Here is a 20,847-nt window from a genome sequence, read left to right on the forward strand (position 1 = left end):
AGCGTGCTGAAGTGCCTCGATCCTGTCCAAGACTGCAGGCGCCCGCGAGAGCTTCGTGTTTTCAACGGCTTAATCGCATGGCCTGCATAGACGGGTGAAGACCGGATTTTGCACTCCACGTCGCGATCAGTTCGCGGCCGGGAGGCTGGTTTGGTTCGAACCTCGACAGCCCATGGCCGCAAGGCTCTGGGAGGGCAGGCTTCTAGATGTCGTCTTGCCCGGCATGTCCGAAGGGTCTTGCGCCCCAAGGATCAGGTTTAGGGCGGGACGATGGGTGCAACCCGGCGGTCCTGCCTTCGCGGAAAGGCCGCCAACCGGAAAGAGCTTGCTGTGGAACGAGCGGCAAAAAAAGAGTCGGTCGAACAACTTAACGAGGTCTTCAAGACCACGTCGGTTGCGATCGTTGCTCACTATTCCGGCCTCACCGTGGCCCAGATGCAGAAGCTGCGCATGCAGATGAAGCAGGCGGGCGCGTCGGTGAAGGTCTCGAAGAACCGTCTCGCCAAAATTGCTCTTGAAGGCACTGACGTCGCTGCCATCGGCTCCCTGCTGAAGGGACCGACCGTGATCGCTACTTCGAACGATCCGGTTGCGGCGCCAAAGGTTGCCATCGAATTCGCCAAGGCGAACGAGAAGTTCGTCATCCTCGGCGGCTCGATGGGTAAAACCGTCCTGAATGTCGACAGCGTGAAGGCGCTTGCCTCACTGCCGTCGCTCGACGAACTGCGCGGCAAGATCGTTGGCCTCCTCGTGGCGCCGGCGACCAAGCTTGCTCAGCTCTCCAACGCGCCCGCGGCCAAGCTCGCACGCGTCATTCAGGCTCATGCCTCAAAGGGCGAAGCGGCCTGACCCTTCGCTAATCTCAAACCTGGTTCGAACCAAACGTTTAAGGAACTGAACAATGGCTGACTTGCAGAAAATCGTCGACGACCTCTCGAGCCTCACCGTGCTCGAAGCGGCCGAACTCGCCAAGCTCCTCGAAGAAAAGTGGGGCGTGTCCGCCGCTGCCGCCGTTGCGGTTGCCGGCCCGGCTGCTGGTGGTGGCGGTGCCGCTGCTCCGGCTGAAGAGAAGACCGACTTCACCGTCGTGCTGGCTGGGGCCGGCGACAAGAAGATCGAAGTCATCAAGGAAGTCCGCGCCATCACCGGCCTGGGCCTGAAGGAAGCCAAGGACCTCGTCGAAGGCGCTCCGAAGCCCGTCAAGGAAGGCGTCAACAAGGAAGAAGCCGACAAGATCAAGGCCCAGCTCGAGAAGGCTGGCGCCAAGGTCGAGCTCAAGTAATGCGCGATCCGGGAGCGCCGCAGGGCGCTCCCGGGCCATGCAAACGGCGTGCGACAGGTTGTCGCGTGGCGCGCCGGACACAAAAAAGTGTGGGGATCCGTGGACTTAACCCTCGAATCTCCTTTATTGCCATCCCATATCGGGTTGGCAGCGGAAAAACACGGTAGGCGGCGGGGACGGCAGGGTCCTCGGCGGAAGCCGTTGGGAGACAGTCAGATTTCGGGCTTTTTCAGTCCGTAAAGCGGAGCGTTTGGACGAGCGGGTGCAGTGATGCGCCCCGCGCGTTGTTTTGCGTTTTGGAGGTGGTCGGGGCCGGGACGGGGATTTAATTCCTGACTTTGCGCTTCGTTCCTTCGAGACGATTCGAAATTCAACCCGGGGCCGATGGCAGTCGCTCCCGGAAGGTTCGCCCCACAAAGGCGACGAAAATGAGAGGCCACGATGGCGCAGCAGACATTCACCGGTCGCAAACGCGTACGCAAGTTTTTCGGTCACATCAAGGAAGTCGCCGAGATGCCGAACCTCATCGAGGTTCAGAAGGCGTCCTATGACCAGTTCCTGATGGTCGACGAGCCGACCGGCGGTCGGCTCGACGAGGGCCTGCAGGCGGTGTTCCGCTCGGTGTTCCCGATCTCGGATTTCTCCGGCACCTCGATGCTCGAATTCGTCCGCTACGAGTTCGAACAGCCGAAATATGACGTCGACGAGTGCCGCCAGCGCGGCATGACCTTCGCTGCGCCGCTCAAGGTGACGCTGCGCCTCATCGTGTTCGATATCGACGAGGAAACCGGCGCCAAGTCGGTGAAGGACATCAAGGAGCAGGACGTCTACATGGGCGATATCCCGCTCATGACGATGAACGGCACCTTCGTCGTCAACGGCACCGAGCGCGTCATCGTCTCGCAGATGCACCGTTCGCCGGGCGTGTTCTTCGACCACGACAAGGGCAAGACCCATTCGTCCGGCAAGCTGCTGTTTGCCGCGCGCGTGATTCCGTATCGCGGTTCCTGGCTCGACATCGAGTTCGACGCCAAGGACATCGTGTTCGCGCGCATCGACCGCCGCCGCAAGCTGCCCGTGACCTCGCTGATGTACGCGCTCGGTCTCGACGGCGAGCAGATCCTGTCGACCTTCTACAAGAAGATCACCTACAAGCGGACCAAGGACGGATGGCGCGTGCCGTTCGATGCCAACCGCTTCCGCGGCTATTCGACCGTCAACGACCTGATCGACGCCGACACCGGCAAGGTGGTGCTCGAGGCCGGCAAGAAGCTGACCGTGCGCCAGGCGCGCCAGCTTCAGGAGAAGGGCCTGAAGGCGCTGCGCATGTCGGACGAGGAGCTCGTCGGCAACTATCTCGCCGAGGATCTCGTCAATCCAAAGACCGGTGAGATCTACGCCGAAGCCGGCGAGGAGATCACCGAGAAGTCGCTCAAGGTGCTGAACGAGCAGGGTTACAAGGACCTGCCGCTGCTCGACATCGACCACGTCAATGTCGGCGCCTACATCCGCAACACGCTGTCTGCCGACAAGAACATGACGCGCGAGGACGCGCTGTTCGACATCTACCGGGTGATGCGTCCGGGCGAGCCGCCGACGCTGGATTCGGCGCAGGCGATGTTCCAGTCGCTGTTCTTCGACGCCGAGCGCTACGACCTCTCCGCGGTCGGCCGCGTCAAGATGAACATGCGCCTCGAGCTCGATGCGCCCGATACCCATCGCACGCTGCGCAAGGAAGACATCCTGGCGGTCATCAAGACGCTGGTCGACCTGCGCGACGGCAAGGGCGAGATCGACGACATCGACCACCTTGGCAACCGCCGGGTGCGCTCGGTCGGCGAGCTCATGGAGAACCAGTACCGGATCGGCCTGCTCCGCATGGAGCGCGCGATCAAGGAGCGCATGTCGAGCGTCGATATCGACACCGTGATGCCGCAGGACCTGATCAACGCCAAGCCCGCGGCTGCCGCGGTGCGCGAGTTCTTCGGCTCCTCGCAGCTGTCGCAGTTCATGGACCAGACCAACCCGCTGTCGGAGATCACCCACAAGCGGCGCCTGTCGGCGCTTGGCCCGGGCGGCCTGACCCGCGAGCGCGCCGGCTTCGAAGTCCGCGACGTGCATCCGACGCATTACGGCCGCATCTGCCCGATCGAGACGCCGGAAGGTCCGAACATCGGCCTGATCAACTCGCTGGCGACGTTCGCGCGCGTCAACAAGTACGGCTTTGTCGAGACGCCCTATCGCAAGATCAAGGACGGCCGGGTCACCGACGAGGTGATCTATCTGTCGGCGATGGAAGAGGGCCGCTACCGCGTCGCGCAGGCCAACGTGCCGCTCGATGCCAAGGGCCGCTTCACCGACGACCTCGTGGTCTGCCGTCACGCCGGCGAAGTGCTGCCGGTGACGCCGGACAAGGTCGACTACATGGACGTGTCGCCGAAGCAGCTGGTTTCGGTCGCCGCGGCGCTGATCCCGTTCCTCGAGAACGACGACGCCAACCGCGCGCTGATGGGCTCGAACATGCAGCGCCAGGCGGTGCCGCTGGTTCGCGCCGAGGCGCCGTTCGTCGGCACCGGCATGGAAGGCGTGGTCGCCCGTGACTCGGGCGCGGCGATTGCCGCGCGCCGCTCCGGCGTGATCGACCAGATCGACGCCACCCGCGTCGTGATCCGCGCCACCGAGGATCTCGATCCGACCAAGTCGGGCGTCGATATCTACCGGCTGATGAAGTACCAGCGCTCCAACCAGTCGACCTGCATCAACCAGCGTCCGCTGGTGAAGGTCGGCGACATCGTCAAGAAGGGCGACATCATCGCCGACGGTCCGTCGACCGATCTCGGCGAGCTCGCGCTCGGCCGCAACGTGCTGGTCGCGTTCATGCCGTGGAACGGCTACAACTTCGAAGACTCGATCCTGCTCTCCGAGCGGATCGTGAAGGACGACGTCTTCACCTCGATTCACATCGAAGAGTTCGAGGTGATGGCCCGCGACACCAAGCTCGGTCCTGAGGAAATCACCCGCGACATCCCGAACGTCTCGGAAGAAGCGCTGAAGAACCTCGACGAAGCCGGTATCGTCTACATCGGTGCGGAAGTCCGCGCTGGCGACATCCTGGTCGGCAAGATCACGCCGAAGGGCGAGAGCCCGATGACGCCGGAAGAGAAGCTGCTGCGCGCCATCTTCGGCGAGAAGGCCTCCGACGTCCGCGACACCTCGCTGCGCGTGCCTCCGGGCGTGCAGGGCACCATCGTGGAAGTCCGCGTGTTCAACCGCCACGGCGTCGACAAGGACGAGCGTGCGCTGGCGATCGAGCGCGAGGAGATCGAGCGTCTGGCCAAGGACCGCGACGACGAGCAGGCGATCCTGGACCGCAACGTCTACAACCGCCTCGCCGAGCTGCTGGAGAACCGCCAGGGCATCGCCGGCCCGAAGGGCTTCAAGAAGGATACCAAGATCACCCGCGCGGTGCTCGACGAGTATCCGAAGTCGCAGTGGTGGCTGTTCGCCTCGCCGAACGACAAGCTGATGGCCGAGATCGAGGCCATGCGGAAGCAGTACGACGAGTCGAAGAAGGGCCTCGAGCAGCGCTTCCTCGACAAGGTCGAGAAGCTGCAGCGTGGCGACGAGCTGCCGCCCGGCGTGATGAAGATGGTCAAGGTCTTCGTCGCGGTGAAGCGCAAGATCCAGCCCGGCGACAAGATGGCCGGCCGTCACGGCAATAAGGGTGTGGTGTCGAAGATCGTGCCGATCGAGGACATGCCGTTCCTCGAGGACGGAACGCACGCCGACATCGTGCTCAATCCGCTCGGCGTGCCTTCGCGCATGAACGTCGGTCAGATCCTTGAGACCCATCTCGGTTGGGCCTGCGCCGGCCTCGGCAAGCGCATCGGGCAGACCATCGACGCCTATTATCACAAGCAGGATCTCAAGCCGCTGCGCGAGACCCTGAAGAAGATCTACGGCGAGGATGAAACCATCAAGTCGCTGAACGACAACGAGCTGGTCGAACTCGGCCGCAATCTGAGCCACGGCGTGCCGATCGCAACGCCGGTGTTCGACGGCGCCAAGGAAGCCGACATCGAGGAGATGCTGAAGCTCGCGGGCTTCGACGCCTCCGGCCAGTCGACCGTTTATGACGGCCGTACCGGCGATCAGTTCGATCGTAAGGTGACGATGGGCTACATCTACATGCTCAAGCTGCACCATCTCGTGGACGACAAGATCCACGCGCGTTCGATCGGTCCGTACTCGCTCGTCACCCAGCAGCCGCTGGGCGGCAAGGCGCAGTTCGGCGGCCAGCGCTTCGGCGAAATGGAGGTCTGGGCGCTGGAAGCCTACGGCGCCGCCTACACGCTGCAGGAGATGCTGACCGTGAAGTCGGACGACGTCGCCGGCCGTACCAAGGTGTACGAGGCGATCGTGCGCGGCGACGACACCTTCGAGGCCGGTATTCCGGAATCGTTCAACGTGCTGGTCAAGGAAATGCGCTCGCTCGGCCTCAACGTCGACCTGCACAATTCCAAGGTGGGACCGGCGTCGACGTCGGAAGCGGCCGAGTAACGCTGTGATCATGCCCGGCGCCAAACGCGCCGGGCCTTCGCACTCCGCTCGGACGTTGGGCGGGGCGCGCGCTGAATAAAAGTTTCGAATTTGCTGCCGGTGACGATCGGCACGCGAGGAGAAGACCATGAATCAAGAGATTATGAATCTTTTCAATCCGACGACCCCGGCCCAGGTCTTCGACCAGATCCGGATTTCGATCGCGTCTCCGGAGAAGATTCTGTCCTGGTCCTACGGCGAGATCAAGAAGCCGGAGACCATCAACTACCGCACCTTCAAGCCGGAGCGTGACGGCCTGTTCTGCGCGCGCATCTTCGGGCCGATCAAGGACTACGAGTGCTTGTGCGGCAAGTACAAGCGGATGAAGTACAAGGGCATCATCTGCGAGAAGTGCTCGGTCGAGGTGACGCTGTCGCGCGTCCGGCGCGAGCGCATGGGCCATATCGAGCTGGCGGCGCCGGTCGCCCACATCTGGTTCCTGAAGTCGCTGCCCTCGCGCATCGGCCTCCTGCTCGACATGACGCTGAAGGATCTCGAGCGGATCCTGTACTTCGAATACTACGTCGTGCTCGAGCCGGGTCTCACCGCGCTGAAGGACCGTCAGCTGCTGTCGGAAGACGAGTATCTGAAGGCGCAGGACGAGTACGGCCAGGATTCCTTCACCGCCATGATCGGCGCGGAGGCGATCCGCGAGCTGCTCAAGGGGCTCGAGCTCGAGAAGCTCGAGGCGACGCTGCGTGCCGACATGGCGGAGACCGACTCCGACATCAAGCACAAGAAGCTCGCCAAGCGTCTGAAGATCGTCGAGGCTTTCCGCGTTTCCGGCAACAAGCCGGAATGGATGATCATGACGGTCGTGCCGGTGATTCCGCCGGACCTGCGTCCGCTGGTGCCGCTCGACGGTGGCCGGTTTGCGACCTCGGACCTCAACGACCTGTACCGCCGCGTCATCAACCGCAACAACCGCCTGAAGCGGCTGATGGAGCTGCGTGCGCCCGACATCATCATCCGCAACGAAAAGCGCATGCTGCAGGAGGCCGTCGACGCACTGTTCGACAACGGCCGCCGCGGCCGCGTCATCACCGGCGCCAACAAGCGTCCGCTGAAGTCGCTCGCCGACATGCTGAAGGGCAAGCAGGGCCGGTTCCGCCAGAACCTGCTCGGCAAGCGCGTCGACTATTCCGGCCGTTCGGTGATCGTGGTCGGTCCCGAGCTGCGCCTGCATCAGTGCGGCCTGCCGAAGAAGATGGCGCTCGAGCTGTTCAAGCCGTTCATCTACTCGCGGCTCGACGCCAAGGGTCTGTCCACCACGGTGAAGCAGGCCAAGAAGCTGGTCGAGAAGGAGCGTCCGGAGGTCTGGGATATCCTCGACGAGGTGATCCGCGAGCATCCGGTGCTGCTCAACCGCGCGCCGACGCTGCATCGCCTGGGCATCCAGGCGTTCGAGCCGGTGCTGATCGAGGGCAAGGCGATCCAGCTGCATCCGCTGGTCTGCGCCGCCTTCAACGCCGACTTCGACGGCGACCAGATGGCCGTGCACGTTCCGCTGTCGCTCGAAGCGCAGCTGGAAGCGCGCGTCCTGATGATGTCGACCAACAACATCCTGCATCCGGCGAACGGCCAGCCGATCATCGTGCCGTCGCAGGACATCGTGCTCGGCCTCTACTACGTCTCGATCATGCGCGAAGGCCTGCCCGGCGAGGGCAAGATCTTCGGCGACATGGCCGAGCTCGAGCACGCCCTGCATTCGAAGGTCATCCACCTCCACACCAAGATCAAGTACCGGTGGGAAGGCCTCGACGAGGAAGGCAAGCACTCCAAGCGCTGGATCGAAACCACCGCGGGCCGCGTCATGCTCGGCAACCTGCTGCCGAAGAACCCGAAGATCTCGTACGACATCATCAACAAGCTGATGACCAAGCGCGAGATCTCCGGCGTGATCGATCAGGTCTACCGGCACTGCGGTCAGAAGGAGACGGTGATCTTCTGCGACCGAATCATGGCGCTCGGCTTCTACAACGCCTTCAAGGCGGGCATCTCGTTCGGCAAGGACGACATGGTCGTGCCGGCGTCGAAGTGGAAGATCGTCGATCAGACCCGTACGCTGGCGAAGGATTTCGAGCAGCAGTACAATGACGGCCTGATCACCCACGGCGAGAAGTACAACAAGGTCGTCGACGCCTGGTCGAAGGCCGGTGAAGAAGTCGCCAAGGCGATGATGAAGGAGATCTCGTCCACCAAGAAGACGGCGGCGGGCGCGGATGCCGACATCAACTCGATCTACATGATGGCGCACTCCGGTGCGCGTGGTTCGCCGGCCCAGATGCGCCAGCTCGCCGGCATGCGCGGCCTGATGGCCAAGCCGTCGGGCGAGATCATCGAGACGCCGATCATTTCCAACTTCAAGGAAGGTCTGTCGGTGCTCGAGTACTTCAACTCGACCCACGGCGCCCGCAAGGGCCTCGCGGACACCGCGTTGAAGACCGCGAACTCGGGCTACCTGACCCGCCGTCTGGTCGACGTCGCGCAGGACTGCATCATCACGCAGACCGACTGCGGCACCACGCTCGGCATCAAGATGCGCGCCATCGTCGACGCCGGCACCGTGGTCGCCTCGCTCGGCTCGCGCATCCTGGGCCGCGTGGCCTGCGATGACGTGCGCGATCCCGCCACCAACGAGGTCGTCATCAAGCGTGACACCTTGATGGAGGAGAGCCACGTCGACGCGATCCAGCAGGCCGGCATCCAGGAAGTGAAGATCCGCTCGGCGCTGACCTGCGAGCTGATCAACGGCATCTGCGCCAAGTGCTACGGCCGCGACCTGGCCCGCGGCACCCCGGTCAACCACGGTGAGGCCGTCGGCGTCATCGCGGCACAATCGATCGGTGAGCCCGGCACGCAGCTGACGATGCGCACGTTCCACATCGGCGGCGCCGCCCAGCTCAACGAGCAGTCGTTCGTCGAATCGAACTTCGACGGCAAGATCGTGATCAAGAACAAGGCGATCGCCCGCAACAGCGAAGGCAGCCTGATCGCGATGGTGCGCAACATGGTCGTTGCGATCGTCGATGCCGACGGCACCGAGCGTGCGACCCACCGTATTCAGTACGGTTCGAAGATGCACGTCGACGAAGGCGATATGGTCAAGCGCGGCCAGCGCATCGCCGAGTGGGATCCCTATACCCGCCCGGTGCTGAGCGAGGTCGAGGGCACGATCGGTTTCGAGGATCTGGTCGAGGGACAGTCGATCTCGGAAACGCTCGACGAGTCGACCGGTATCGCCAAGCGCGTGGTCATCGACTGGCGCACGACGCGCGGCGGTTCGGACCTGCGTCCGGCCATCGTGGTCAAGGGCAAGGACGGCAAGGTGATGAAGCTCGCGCGTGGCGGCGATGCCCGCTACATGCTGTCGGTCGACGCCATTCTGTCGGTCGACACCGGCGGGAAGGTGATGCCGGGCGACATCCTGGCGCGTATCTCGACCGAGAGCGCCAAGACGCGTGACATCACCGGCGGTCTGCCGCGGGTGGCGGAACTGTTCGAGGCTCGCAAGCCGAAGGATGCGGCGATCATCGCGGAGACCGCGGGAACGATCCGCTTCGGCCGCGACTACAAGAACAAGCGCCGCATCTCGATCGAGCCGATGGACAAGACCGAGGAGCCGCGCGAGTACCTGATCCCGAAGGGCAAGCACATCCACCTTCAGGACGGCGACATCGTCGAAAAGGGCGATTTCATCGTCGAAGGCAATCCGGCGCCGCACGACATCCTGGCGATCAAGGGCATCGAGGAGCTCGCTGCCTATCTGGTCAACGAAATCCAGGAGGTCTACCGGTTGCAGGGCGTGCTCATCAACGACAAGCACATCGAGGTGATTGTCCGTCAGATGCTGCAGAAGGTCGAGGTCACCGATCAGGGCGACACCGACATGATCTCGGGCGAGCAGGTCGACAAGATCGAGTTCGACGCGCTCAACACCAAGGCCAAGGAGGAGGGCAAGAAGCCCGCCACGGGTACGCCGGTTCTGCTCGGCATCACCAAGGCGAGCCTGCAGACCCGCTCCTTCTTCTCGGCGGCGTCGTTCCAGGAGACCACGCGCGTGCTCACCGAAGCTGCCGTCAACGGCAAGGTGGACCCGCTCGAGGGCCTCAAGGAGAACGTCATTGTCGGCCGCCTGATCCCGGCCGGCACCGGCGCCTCGATGGCGCGGATCCGCGAGGTCGCGGTCAAGCGCGACAAGCTGATCCTCGACGAGCGCGAGAAGCAGCAGGCGGCGATCGTGCCGACGGCTCCGGAAGCGGAGCCGCTGGCGCTGCCGCCCGCCGAATAGGCATCCGCAAGACTACGGGTATGGCGAGAAGGCCGGCGTTTAGCCGGCCTTTTTGCTGCTTTCTTTGCTTGCTGCGGTGCAGGGACGCAGTTTGTTCATCTTTCCTTCAGGCAAAAAAGTGCCTTTGCTGGGATGACTTAGACCGGCTGTTTGGCTCGCGCCGGAGACGACGGAATCCATATGCTCGACTTGGCTATCGTAGGCGGCGGCCCCGGGGGGCTGATGAGCGCCTGGTATTTGAAGCGCAAACTCGGCGACCTCTGCCGCGTTACCATCTTCGAGGCGTCGAACCGCCTCGGCGGCAAGATCGTCACGCGCAAATTCGACACCGCGCCCGCGATGTATGAGGCCGGCGTCGCCGAGATCTATGATTACTCGATGACGGGGCCGGACCCGCTGCGCGAGCTGATCCAGCATTTCGGCCTGCAGACGATCCCGATGGACGCCGAGCAGGTGCAGCTCGACGGCGAGTTGCTTGCCGACGTTCCCGGCATGCGCCGCAAATACGGGGCGAAGACCGCGGCCGCGATCGAGGCGTTCCGCAAGCGCTGCAGCGACCTGGTGTCGCCGATCGAATATTACGAGGGCGTCGGCGCCCACGACAACGAACACCCGTGGGCCTACAAGACCGCCGAGCAGGTCCTCGACGAGGAGGTCGAGGACGCGACCGCCAAGCGTTTCTTCAAGGTGATGGCGCGTTCCGACATCGCGACCGAGAGCCACAACACCAACGGCCTCAACGCGCTGAAGAACTACGTGATGGACGTCGACGGCTATATCGGCCTGTATTCGATCCAGAACGGCAACGAGCAGCTGATCGATTGTCTACGCTCGGAAGTCAGCGCCGACATCCAGCTCAACCATCGTGTGCTCAAGGTCGGCAAGACCGCTGGCGGCCGCTACCAGCTCAACATGATGAACGGCAAGGGGCCGGAGACGCGCGACTTCGATCTCGTGCTGGTCTGCCTGCCGCACTCCTGGCTCGCGACCATGCGCTGGGACGGCGAACAGCTGCGCAAGTCGATGGTCAAGCACGTCGCCTATTTCGACCGGCCCGCGCATTATCTGCGGGTCTCGATCCTGTTCGACGAGCCGTTCTGGGGCGAGAAGATCCCGGGCGCCTGGTTCATGTCGGAAGCGTTCGGCGGCTGCTGCGTCTACAATGAGGGCGCGCGCCACGATGTCGGCAAGCACGGCGTGCTGAACTGGCTGATCGCGGGCTCGGATGCGCTGGCCTTCGCCAATCTCAGCGACCAGGAGCTGATCGATGCCGCGTTGAAGTCGCTGCCGGCCTCGCTCGGCGATGCGCGCGAGCATTTCCTGGAAGGCAAGATCCATCGCTGGCTGTCGTCGGTCAACGCGCTGCCGGGCGGCCTGCCGGTGCGCGACGTCATGACCAACCACCGGCCCGAGCCGAAGGAGCATCCCGGCATCGTGGTGGTCGGCGACTATCTGTTCGATTCGACGCTGAATGGACTGCTCGATTCCTCCGATGCCGCGACCGACATCATCGTCACCGAGATGATGCGGCTGCGCCGTACCCGCGCGCAGGACGAGAACTCGCTGTCCGACAGGATCGACCGCAGCTATTTCGACAATTATCGTGGCGTCGGCCCCTACAGCGAGGTCTGGCGCAACTTCACCGACCCGGCCTATCTGACGGACCTGATCAAGACGGTCTGGGGCAGGGCGAAGGGCTACAAGCTGCTGATCGCCGGCTCCGCCAGCGGCGAACTGGTCGGCGCGCTGCGCGAACGTGGCATCGATGCCTGGGGCATCGAGAACAACCGCTACATCCACGGCAAGACGCCGAAGGCGCTCAAGAAGTACAACAAGCTCGGCTCGATCGCCGACATGCCGTTCAAGACCAACGAGTTCGACTTCGTGTTCGAGACCTCGCTGTGCCATCTTGGCGAGAAGCAGGTCGTGCGCGGGGTGCGCGAGCTCAACCGCGTGGTCAAGACCGGCGTCGTGTTCGCGTCGGTGACCTCCGACATGGCGGCGGCAGTGATCGATCGCTACGACCTGCTGCGCGGGGTGAAGAAGCTCGGCACCTGGTGGGAGTGGTCGGAATTGTTCTTCGGCAACGGCTTCGACCTGTCGATGCATCGCCGCGACTGCACCGATGCGCTGTGGACATTGACGCTGGCCGCGAACAAGGGGCCGGGGCAGTGGTACGCCGACTCCGACAGCCTGCGCTATTCCTTCTTCGACAAGGTCGAAGCCGACCTCGACGACTAGCGGGACCGACCGGAAGCTTTTGCCGCGAGCCGACCGGCCTCGTGTCAACCAGCTGTCAAACGGCGGCAATGCTTTGCTCCGCGAATCCGCGCGAGCGCGCCGCGACGCGTCGGCCGTTCCAAACGCTTTGCCGAATTCGTCGTGATCGCATAGGATTACGGGCGCAGTGTTATCAGCTGCGGTTTCGATTTGCGGTCATGCCGGCCGTGGAGCATCGGTTGGTTTCATGGCGCCAAGACCTCCTGCATCAGACGATCCGACGAGAGCGGCGGCCGACGATCCCGAGCTGAAGAAGAAGCCCGCGTCCGGTCCGCCCGCGGCGGCCGCCTCCACGAAGCCGTCCGCGGCGCCGGCTGACGACGAAGAGGAAGACGACGCGGACGACGAGTTCGAGCTCGATGACGACGATGATGACGAGGACCTCGTCGTCTTCACCGCCAAGGAAGCCGCCGGCGCGCTCTCCACGATCTTTGGCTTCGTCAGGCCGATCCTGGCGAACTACAGGAAGCCGTTCGCCTGCGTCGCCTTCGGCGTGCTGGTCGAGACGTTGTTCAATGTCATCATGCCGCTCAGCCTGAAATTCCTGATCGACGACGCGCTCGGCGAGGAGGATTTCGGGGCCCTCTACAAGATCCTCGGCGTGCTCGCGGTTGCCGGCATCGTCACCTCGATCATCGCGGTCTGGTACGAGCGCTGGGATGCGCGGCTGGGCGCCGGCATCATCGCCGACGTGCGGACGCGGCTGTTCGACCATGTCCAGAACCTGCCGTCGGCCTATTTCGCGCGCACCAAGCGCGGCGAGATCCTGTCGCGCTTCTCGATCGATCTGTCGGCGTTCGAGGGCTCGGTCAAGACCTTCGCCAACAGCGCGGCGCTGCCGGGCCTCGAGCTGGTCGCAGGCATCATCCTGATGCTGTTCCTGAACTGGCAGCTTGCCGTGGTCGCCTTGCTGGTGTTTCCGATCACCCTGATCGGGCCGCGCATCCTGACGCCGAAGGCGGTGCAAGCCAATTACGAGCAGAAGCAGAACGAGGCCGCGCTGCTCGGAACCGTGCAGGAGAACGTCGCCGCGCAGGCGGTGGTGAAGGCGTTCAATCTGCAGCGCCGGGCGCTCGGCTGGTTCACGATGCGCAACCGCGACGTCCGGGCCAAGGCCGCGTCAGCCATGTTCCTGTCGACCATGGTGGAGCGCACCGTCACCATCGCGGTGCTGCTGCTCCACCTCGTGGTGCTGGCGATCGGCGCCTATCTCGCCACCAAGGGGCAGATCACCGTCGGCACCTTCGTGACCTTCGAGAGTGCGTTCTGGGAGGTGTCGTACAACATCGCCCATCTGATGCATTTCATCCCGGTGTCGATCCAGTCGGCGGCGGCGGTGCGGCACATCCAGGAACTGCTCGACGAGCCGACCCGCGGCGCCGACCGTCCCGGCGCGCCGGATCTGCCGCGCATCACCAACGACATCTCCTTCGATCGCGTCACCTTCCAGTATGAGGGGGCACAGACGCCGGTGCTCGACAATCTCAGCCTCAAGCTCAATGCCGGCAAGAGCATTGCGATCGTCGGTCCCAGCGGCTCGGGCAAGAGCACGCTGATCAACCTGATCCTGCGGCTCTACGTGCCGGACGAGGGCCGCGTCGCCGTCGACGGCGTCGATATCCGCCGGGTGACGCGCGAGTCGCTGCGGGCCAACATGGCGGTCGTGTTCCAGGAGAACATGCTGTTCAACATGTCGATCCGCGAGAACATCCGGCTCGGCAAGGAAGGCGCGACCGACGCGGAGGTCGAGGACGCTGCCCGCAAGGCCGAGATCCATCGCTACATCATGAGCCTGCCGCAGCGCTACGACACGCCGGTCGGCGAGCGCGGCGATACCTTGTCGGGCGGCCAGCGCCAGCGCATCGCGATCGCGCGCGCGATCATCCGTAACCCGTCCGTGCTGCTGCTCGACGAGGCGACTTCGGCGCTCGACCAGACCACGGAGGCTGCGATCAATCGCACGCTGCTCAAGGTCGCCGAGGGCCGCACCATGATCTGGTCGACGCATCGCCTGACTTCGGTGGTCGAGATGGACGAGATCATCGTGATCTCCGGCGGCAGGGCGATCGAACGCGGCTCGCACGAGGAGCTGCTGGCCCGCAATGGCGTCTATCGCAAGCTGTGGGACGACCAGGGACATCTGAATCACGACGAGGACGCCGACGACGCGGATGATGACGATGATGACGATGATGATGAGGAGGACGAAGACGAGGATGAGGAGGCGTGAGGCCCGCGTCGCGGGCGATGGTCGAGCGCCAGATTTTTCGTTACGCCCGGTCCGCGGCGTGCGGACGTTGCCGGAAGTGGTTGGCCGGCTGCGTCGTTGACGCCGCCGCCGCAGGGTTGTGCAGCCGGCGCAGCCAGCCGCGGCCGAGATAGCCGAAAAAGCGCGCCCAGCGCTGGGCCTGCCACGAGGGCCCGCTGCCGACCGACACCTCGCGGAAGCTGAATGCCTTGGCGTTCGACCAGGCGTCGCAGGCGGTCTTGACCGGATCGTCGTAGAACGCGGTGATCTTCTCCTCGCCCATGCCGTCGGTCGACAGCCAGGCCGGGATGTGGACGTTGCAGAGCTGGGTGACGTCGGTGAACACCTTGTCGGTACCGGTGCCGGTGACGGGGCAGGTGCTGGCGAAGGCATCACCGACCAGCACCACGCCGGCCTGCCGATAGCCGGTGCTGACAAAGATGTCGGCGGGCCTGATCTTGATATCGCCGGCGATGTCGAACTCGCCGGTGAGCCGGCGCAGCCGCGGCAGTGCGGCGTTCAGCGTCTCCACCGGATTGCGCCGCATCGCCCGCAGCCAGGGATCGTCGGCCTTGCGATAGGTGAAGAGGTTGGCGCGCATCCGGCTTCCGATCGGAAACAGCGTGATGTAGGGGATGCGATCGCTCGGCCGCTCCGAGAAGTAGGTCATGGCCGCGAACGGGAAGGCGGGGCGGCCGACGGGGACGAAATCGAAGCCGAGCGAGATCGAATGGCAGAAGCTCGTGACCAGCCGCTCGATGCCGAGCATCCGGCGCAACCCGACGTTCAGGCCGTTGGCAAGCACCACAAGGCGCGCCGAGATCTCCTCGCCATTGGCAAGCACGAGCCGCTGCCGCTCGGAACTGGTCGCGACATTGATCACCTTGTCGCAGATGAATTCCGCCGGCCCGGCGATTTCGTTCCGAATCGCCGCAATCAGCGCGTCGTACATGATGCCGTATTGCCGGCTCGGCTGCCGGTCGAGCAACCGGCCGAATCGCGCGATCCAGTTCTCGCCGTCCAGCGTCGCCGAGCGGAGCACCGACTCGGCGAGGCCGGTCCTGGCGAATCGCTCGAGCTGGAGGTCGCCGCCGATCTTTTCGACACGGAAATCGAACGGGTAGACCCGGTGGGGGTCGATCAGGATCGTCGGTATCCCGGCACGGCCGAGCATGGCGGTTGCGGTCGAGCCCGCAAGACCGCCGCCGATGATCGCGATGTCGGTGTACCGCATGAGAATTCCGTGGCTGTGACCCCGATTTTTGCGCTGCGAATGGCAAATAAAGGCTTAGTTTCGAAGTTTGCCTTCGGGACTAACTTGGGGAGAGTTGTTTCTATTCATATTTTACCCGGATGTAATATGATTCCGCGCGCGCCCGAAGATTCGGATGAAGTGCGCGGGAGGTCGGTCGGCCGTCACATTTCGCCTTGCGCCGAACCTCGGTGAAATGCGAAATCCGCAAGTGCCAGAGGCGTTTCTTTGCTTGTCGTTTTGCTTGACTTCACTATCTCTCGATTATACAAGGCGCCCACTTAACGACAGGCGGTGAGCTACGCCAGCGTCGGAACGGAACACCCGAAGGTCCTTTTTGAGGAGCCGGACGGGCACCAACCTCGACGAATGCCGCTCAAACGCTGTCGATGATAGCTAGGCAATGCCAGGACGATATTAGTTCTCTTGAGCACGTCCTCTTGAGAGTGAATTCGGATGCATGACCTCGGTGGCGGACCGAACAGCGAACGCTGAACGGTTCGGGATCGCGGTCCTCTGTGGCGTCGATGCGCTTTCCGCTCAGCGATGAGTGGTTGGCGCGATTTCGCTTTGCGCGGTTGATTGTTCCGTGTCGAGCGGGCCGTGCGGGACGGCTAGTCCTGAGAAGAAATTTGCGGAGCCATTCAAGGTTTTCGCGCGAACTAAAGGGTGAAGGCTGCATGCCGACGATCAACCAGCTGATCGCAAATCCGCGTGAAGTGCAGAAGTCGCGTAAGAAGGTGCCGGCGCTGCAGCAGTCGCCGCAGAAGCGCGGCGTGTGCACGCGCGTCTACACCACGACCCCGAAGAAGCCGAACTCGGCGCTTCGTAAGGTCGCCAAGGTGCGCCTGACCAACGGCTTCGAGGTGATCGGCTACATCCCGGGTGAGGGCCATAATCTGCAGGAGCACTCGGTGGTCATGATCCGCGGCGGCCGCGTCAAGGACTTGCCCGGTGTGCGCTACCACATCCTCCGCGGCGTGCTGGATACCCAGGGCGTCAAGAACCGTAAGCAGCGTCGTTCGAAGTACGGCGCGAAGCGTCCGAAGTAAGCGGGAACCGATCAGATGTCGCGTCGCCATTCTGCCGAGAAGCGTGAAGTTCTTCCGGATCCGAAGTTCGGGAACATCATCATTACGAAGTTCATGAACTCGGTGATGTACGCCGGGAAGAAGTCGGTTGCCGAAAACATCGTCTACGGTGCGCTCGGCATGATCGAGGCCAAGACCAAGCAGAACCCGCTCGGCGTGTTCGAGCAGGCGCTCGAGAACGTGATGCCGACCATCGAGGTTCGTTCCCGCCGCGTCGGCGGCGCGACCTACCAGGTTCCGGTCGAAGTCCGTTCGGTGCGCCGTCAGGCGCTCGGCATCCGCTGGCTGATCTCGGCCGCCCGCGAGCGCAACGAGAAGACCATGACGGAGCGTCTCTCGGCTGAGCTGCTCGACGCCTCGAACAATCGCGGCAATGCCGTCAAGAAGCGGGAAGACGTGCACCGGATGGCGGAAGCCAACCGCGCGTTCTCGCACTATCGCTGGTAAGGCGAACAACGGAATTTAAGGAACAGTCTCATGCCCCGCCAACATGCCATCGAGGACTACCGCAACTTCGGTATCATGGCGCATATCGACGCCGGCAAGACCACGACCACCGAGCGTATCCTGTATTACACCGGCAAGAGCCACAAGATCGGCGAAGTGCACGAAGGTGCCGCGACGATGGACTGGATGGAGCAGGAGCAGGAGCGTGGCATCACGATCACCTCGGCTGCGACTACCGCGTTCTGGAACGGCAAGCGCCTGAACATCATCGACACCCCCGGCCACGTCGACTTCACCATCGAGGTCGAGCGTTCGCTGCGCGTGCTCGACGGCGCCGTTTGCGTTCTCGACTCCAACCAGGGCGTCGAGCCGCAGACCGAGACCGTCTGGCGCCAGGGCGACAAGTACAAGGTTCCGCGCATCGTCTTCGCCAACAAGATGGACAAGACCGGCGCCGACTTCTTCAAGTGCCTGTCCGACATCGTCGACCGCCTCGGCGCCAAGCCGATCGCGATCCAGCTGCCGATCGGTGCCGAGAACAACTTCAAGGGTCTCGTCGACCTCGTGAAGATGAAGGGCGTCATCTGGAACGATGAATCGCTCGGCGCCAAGTTCGACTATGTCGACATTCCGGAAGATCTGGTCGAGCAGGCCAAGGAATATCGCGAGAAGATGGTGGAAGCCGCCGTCGAGCTCGACGACGACGCTTTGGCTGCCTTCCTCGACGGCAAGGAGCCGGACGAGGCGACCCTGAAGCGCCTGATCCGCAAGGCCGTGCTGACCGGCGCGTTCTATCCCGTGCTGTGCGGCTCCGCGTTCAAGAACAAGGGCGTGCAGCCGCTGCTCGACGCCGTCGTCGACTATCTGCCGTCGCCGATCGACGTGCCCGCGATCAAGGGCACCGACGATGAGGGCAACGAAGTCGTGCGCAAGGCGGACGACAAGGAGCCGCTGGCGCTGCTCGCGTTCAAGATCATGGACGACCCCTTCGTCGGCACCATCACCTTCTGCCGCATCTATTCCGGCATCCTGCAGTCGGGCACCGGCGTGGTGAACTCGACCCGCGAGAAGAAAGAGCGTATCGGCCGCATGCTGCTGATGCATGCGAACAACCGCGAAGACATCAAGGAAGCCTATGCCGGCGACATCGTCGCGCTGGCTGGCCTGAAGGAAGCGCGCACCGGTGACACGCTGTGCGATCCCGACAAGCCGGTGATCCTCGAGAAGATGGAATTCCCGGAGCCGGTGATCGAGATCGCGATCGAGCCGAAGTCGAAGGCCGACCAGGAAAAGCTCGGCGTGGCGCTTGCCAAGCTCGCCGCGGAAGATCCGTCGTTCCGCGTGTCGACCGACCAGGAGTCCGGCCAGACCATTCTCAAGGGCATGGGCGAACTGCATCTCGACATCAAGGTCGACATTCTCAAGCGCACCTACAAGGTCGACGCCAACATCGGCGCGCCGCAGGTGGCGTTCCGCGAGCGCGTGACCAAGAAGGCCGAAGTCAAGTACACCCACAAGAAGCAGACCGGCGGTACCGGTCAGTTCGCCGAAGTGTCGATCGTCGTCGAGCCGAACGAGCCCGGCAAGGGCTATGAGTTCGAATCGAAGATCGTCGGCGGCGCGGTGCCGAAGGAATACATCCCCGGCGTCGAAAAGGGCCTCAACAGCGTGATGGGCTCCGGTGTCGTTGCCGGCTTCCCGGTGGTGGACGTCAAGGTGCAGCTGGTCGACGGCAAGTATCACGACGTCGACTCGTCGGCACTGGCGTTCGAAATCGCATCGCGGGCTGCGTTCCGCGAAGCGTTGACGAAGGGCAAGTCCGTTCTGCTCGAGCCGATCATGAAGGTCGAGGTGGTGACCCCGGAAGACTACACCGGTTCGGTCATCGGCGACCTGAATTCCCGGCGTGGCCAGATCCAGGGCCAAGACATGCGCGGCAACGCCAACGTCATCAACGCGATGGTGCCGCTCATGAACATGTTCGGTTACGTGAACAACCTGCGCTCGATGAGCCAGGGTCGCGCGACCTTCACCATGCAGTTCGATCACTACGCCGAAGCCCCGGCGAACGTGTCGGCTGAAGTCCAGAAGAAGTTTGCCTGATTGTCGTTGATGGCAGTCAACGATTGAACGGAGAGTCAAATGGCCAAAGCTAAATTCGAACGTAACAAGCCCCACTGCAACATCGGCACCATCGGTCACGTCGACCATGGCAAGACCTCGCTGACCGCAGCGATCACCAAGGTGCTCGCAGAAACCGGCGGCGCGACGTTCACCGCGTACGACCAGATCGACAAGGCGCCGGAAGAGAAGGCCCGCGGCATCACGATCTCGACCGCTCACGTCGAGTACGAGACGACCAACCGCCACTACGCCCACGTCGACTGCCCCGGCCACGCCGACTACGTGAAGAACATGATCACCGGTGCCGCCCAGATGGACGGCGCGATCCTGGTCGTGTCGGCTGCTGACGGCCCGATGCCGCAGACCCGCGAGCACATCCTGCTCGCCCGCCAGGTCGGCGTGCCCGCGCTCGTCGTGTTCCTCAACAAGTGCGACATGGTCGACGATCCGGAGCTGCTCGAGCTCGTCGAGCTCGAAGTCCGCGAGCTGCTCTCGAAGTACGAATTCCCGGGCGACAAGATCCCGATCATCAAGGGCTCGGCGCTCGCCGCCCTCGAAGACAAGGACAAGAAGCTCGGCCACGACGCCATCCTCGAGCTGATGCGCAACGTCGACGAGTACATCCCGCAGCCGGAGCGTCCGATCGACCAGCCGTTCCTGATGCCGGTTGAAGACGTGTTCTCGATCTCGGGCCGCGGCACCGTCGTCACCGGCCGTGTCGAGCGCGGCGTGATCAAGGTCGGCGAGGAAATCGAAATCGTCGGTATCCGCGACACCCAGAAGACCATCGTCACCGGCGTCGAAATGTTCCGCAAGCTGCTCGATCAGGGCCAGGCCGGCGACAACATCGGTGCGCTGCTCCGCGGCACCAAGCGCGAGGAAGTCGAGCGTGGCCAGGTGCTGTGCAAGCCCGGTTCGGTCAAGCCGCACACCAAGTTCAAGGCTGAGGCTTACATCCTCACCAAGGAAGAGGGCGGTCGCCACACCCCGTTCTTCACCAACTACCGTCCGCAGTTCTACTTCCGCACCACCGACGTGACCGGTGTCGTGCACCTGCCGGAAGGCACCGAGATGGTGATGCCGGGCGACAACATCGCGATGGAAGTGCACCTGATCGTGCCGATCGCGATGGAAGAGAAGCTGCGCTTCGCGATCCGCGAAGGCGGCCGCACCGTCGGCGCCGGCGTCGTCGCCGCGATCATCGAGTAACTACGCGAATAGGGAATGGCGAGT

11 protein-coding genes are annotated in these 20,847 nt (G+C 63.4%); 10 read left to right on the forward strand and 1 reads right to left on the reverse strand.

Features of this window, described 5'->3' with window-relative positions; translation table 11 throughout:
• The first annotated feature begins 330 nt into the window (after positions 1-330).
• The 6 genes from rplJ to J2R80_RS25170 all read left to right on the forward strand — a co-directional run bounded on the left by rplJ (position 331) and on the right by J2R80_RS25170 (position 14,682).
• On the forward strand, positions 331-849 hold the full coding sequence (gene rplJ, locus J2R80_RS25145) for a 50S ribosomal protein L10 (protein ID WP_028335452.1): 519 nt from the start codon (positions 331-333) through the stop codon (positions 847-849).
• A gap of 52 nt (positions 850-901) precedes the next feature.
• Complete coding sequence (gene rplL, locus J2R80_RS25150) at positions 902-1,282, forward strand: 50S ribosomal protein L7/L12 (RefSeq protein ID WP_028335453.1); 381 nt, start codon at positions 902-904, stop codon at positions 1,280-1,282.
• Positions 1,283-1,723: 441 nt separating this feature from the next.
• Positions 1,724-5,842, forward strand: coding sequence for a DNA-directed RNA polymerase subunit beta (gene rpoB, locus J2R80_RS25155; protein WP_057019553.1), 4,119 nt, complete (start codon positions 1,724-1,726; stop codon positions 5,840-5,842).
• Between the two features lie 127 nt (positions 5,843-5,969).
• On the forward strand, positions 5,970-10,172 hold the full coding sequence (rpoC, locus tag J2R80_RS25160) for a DNA-directed RNA polymerase subunit beta' (protein ID WP_057019552.1): 4,203 nt from the start codon (positions 5,970-5,972) through the stop codon (positions 10,170-10,172).
• Between the two features lie 180 nt (positions 10,173-10,352).
• Positions 10,353-12,413: an FAD-dependent oxidoreductase gene (locus J2R80_RS25165; RefSeq protein ID WP_253639628.1), complete on the forward strand. Its 2,061-nt coding sequence runs from the start codon at positions 10,353-10,355 to the stop codon at positions 12,411-12,413.
• A 226-nt stretch (positions 12,414-12,639) separates the two neighbouring features.
• Complete coding sequence (locus tag J2R80_RS25170) at positions 12,640-14,682, forward strand: ABC transporter ATP-binding protein (protein ID WP_253639629.1); 2,043 nt, start codon at positions 12,640-12,642, stop codon at positions 14,680-14,682.
• Positions 14,683-14,722: 40 nt separating this feature from the next.
• Here the strand turns inward: J2R80_RS25170 and J2R80_RS25175 are convergent, their stop codons facing one another.
• Positions 14,723-15,934: an NAD(P)/FAD-dependent oxidoreductase gene (locus tag J2R80_RS25175; protein WP_253639630.1), complete on the reverse strand. Its 1,212-nt coding sequence runs from the start codon at positions 15,932-15,934 to the stop codon at positions 14,723-14,725.
• Positions 15,935-16,632: 698 nt separating this feature from the next.
• Here J2R80_RS25175 and rpsL point away from each other — a divergent pair.
• From rpsL to tuf, 4 genes are read left to right on the forward strand one after another with little or no spacing between them, the layout of a single operon-like run.
• Positions 16,633-17,004 (forward strand): 30S ribosomal protein S12, encoded by a 372-nt coding sequence (gene rpsL, locus J2R80_RS25180; RefSeq protein WP_006611834.1) that lies wholly within the window; start codon positions 16,633-16,635, stop codon positions 17,002-17,004.
• Positions 17,005-17,019: 15 nt separating this feature from the next.
• Positions 17,020-17,490 carry a 30S ribosomal protein S7 gene (gene rpsG, locus J2R80_RS25185; RefSeq protein ID WP_016843741.1) on the forward strand — a complete coding sequence of 157 codons (471 nt, stop codon included), beginning with the start codon at positions 17,020-17,022 and terminating at the stop codon, positions 17,488-17,490.
• A gap of 30 nt (positions 17,491-17,520) precedes the next feature.
• Positions 17,521-19,593 (forward strand): elongation factor G, encoded by a 2,073-nt coding sequence (fusA, locus tag J2R80_RS25190; protein WP_057019548.1) that lies wholly within the window; start codon positions 17,521-17,523, stop codon positions 19,591-19,593.
• 39 nt (positions 19,594-19,632) lie between these two features.
• Positions 19,633-20,823 (forward strand): elongation factor Tu, encoded by a 1,191-nt coding sequence (gene tuf / locus J2R80_RS25195; RefSeq protein WP_018272140.1) that lies wholly within the window; start codon positions 19,633-19,635, stop codon positions 20,821-20,823.
• The last annotated feature ends 24 nt before the right edge of the window (positions 20,824-20,847 follow it).

Source organism: Bradyrhizobium sp. USDA 4541 (assembly GCF_024171085.1).
Lineage (GTDB): Bacteria > Pseudomonadota > Alphaproteobacteria > Rhizobiales > Xanthobacteraceae > Bradyrhizobium > Bradyrhizobium australafricanum.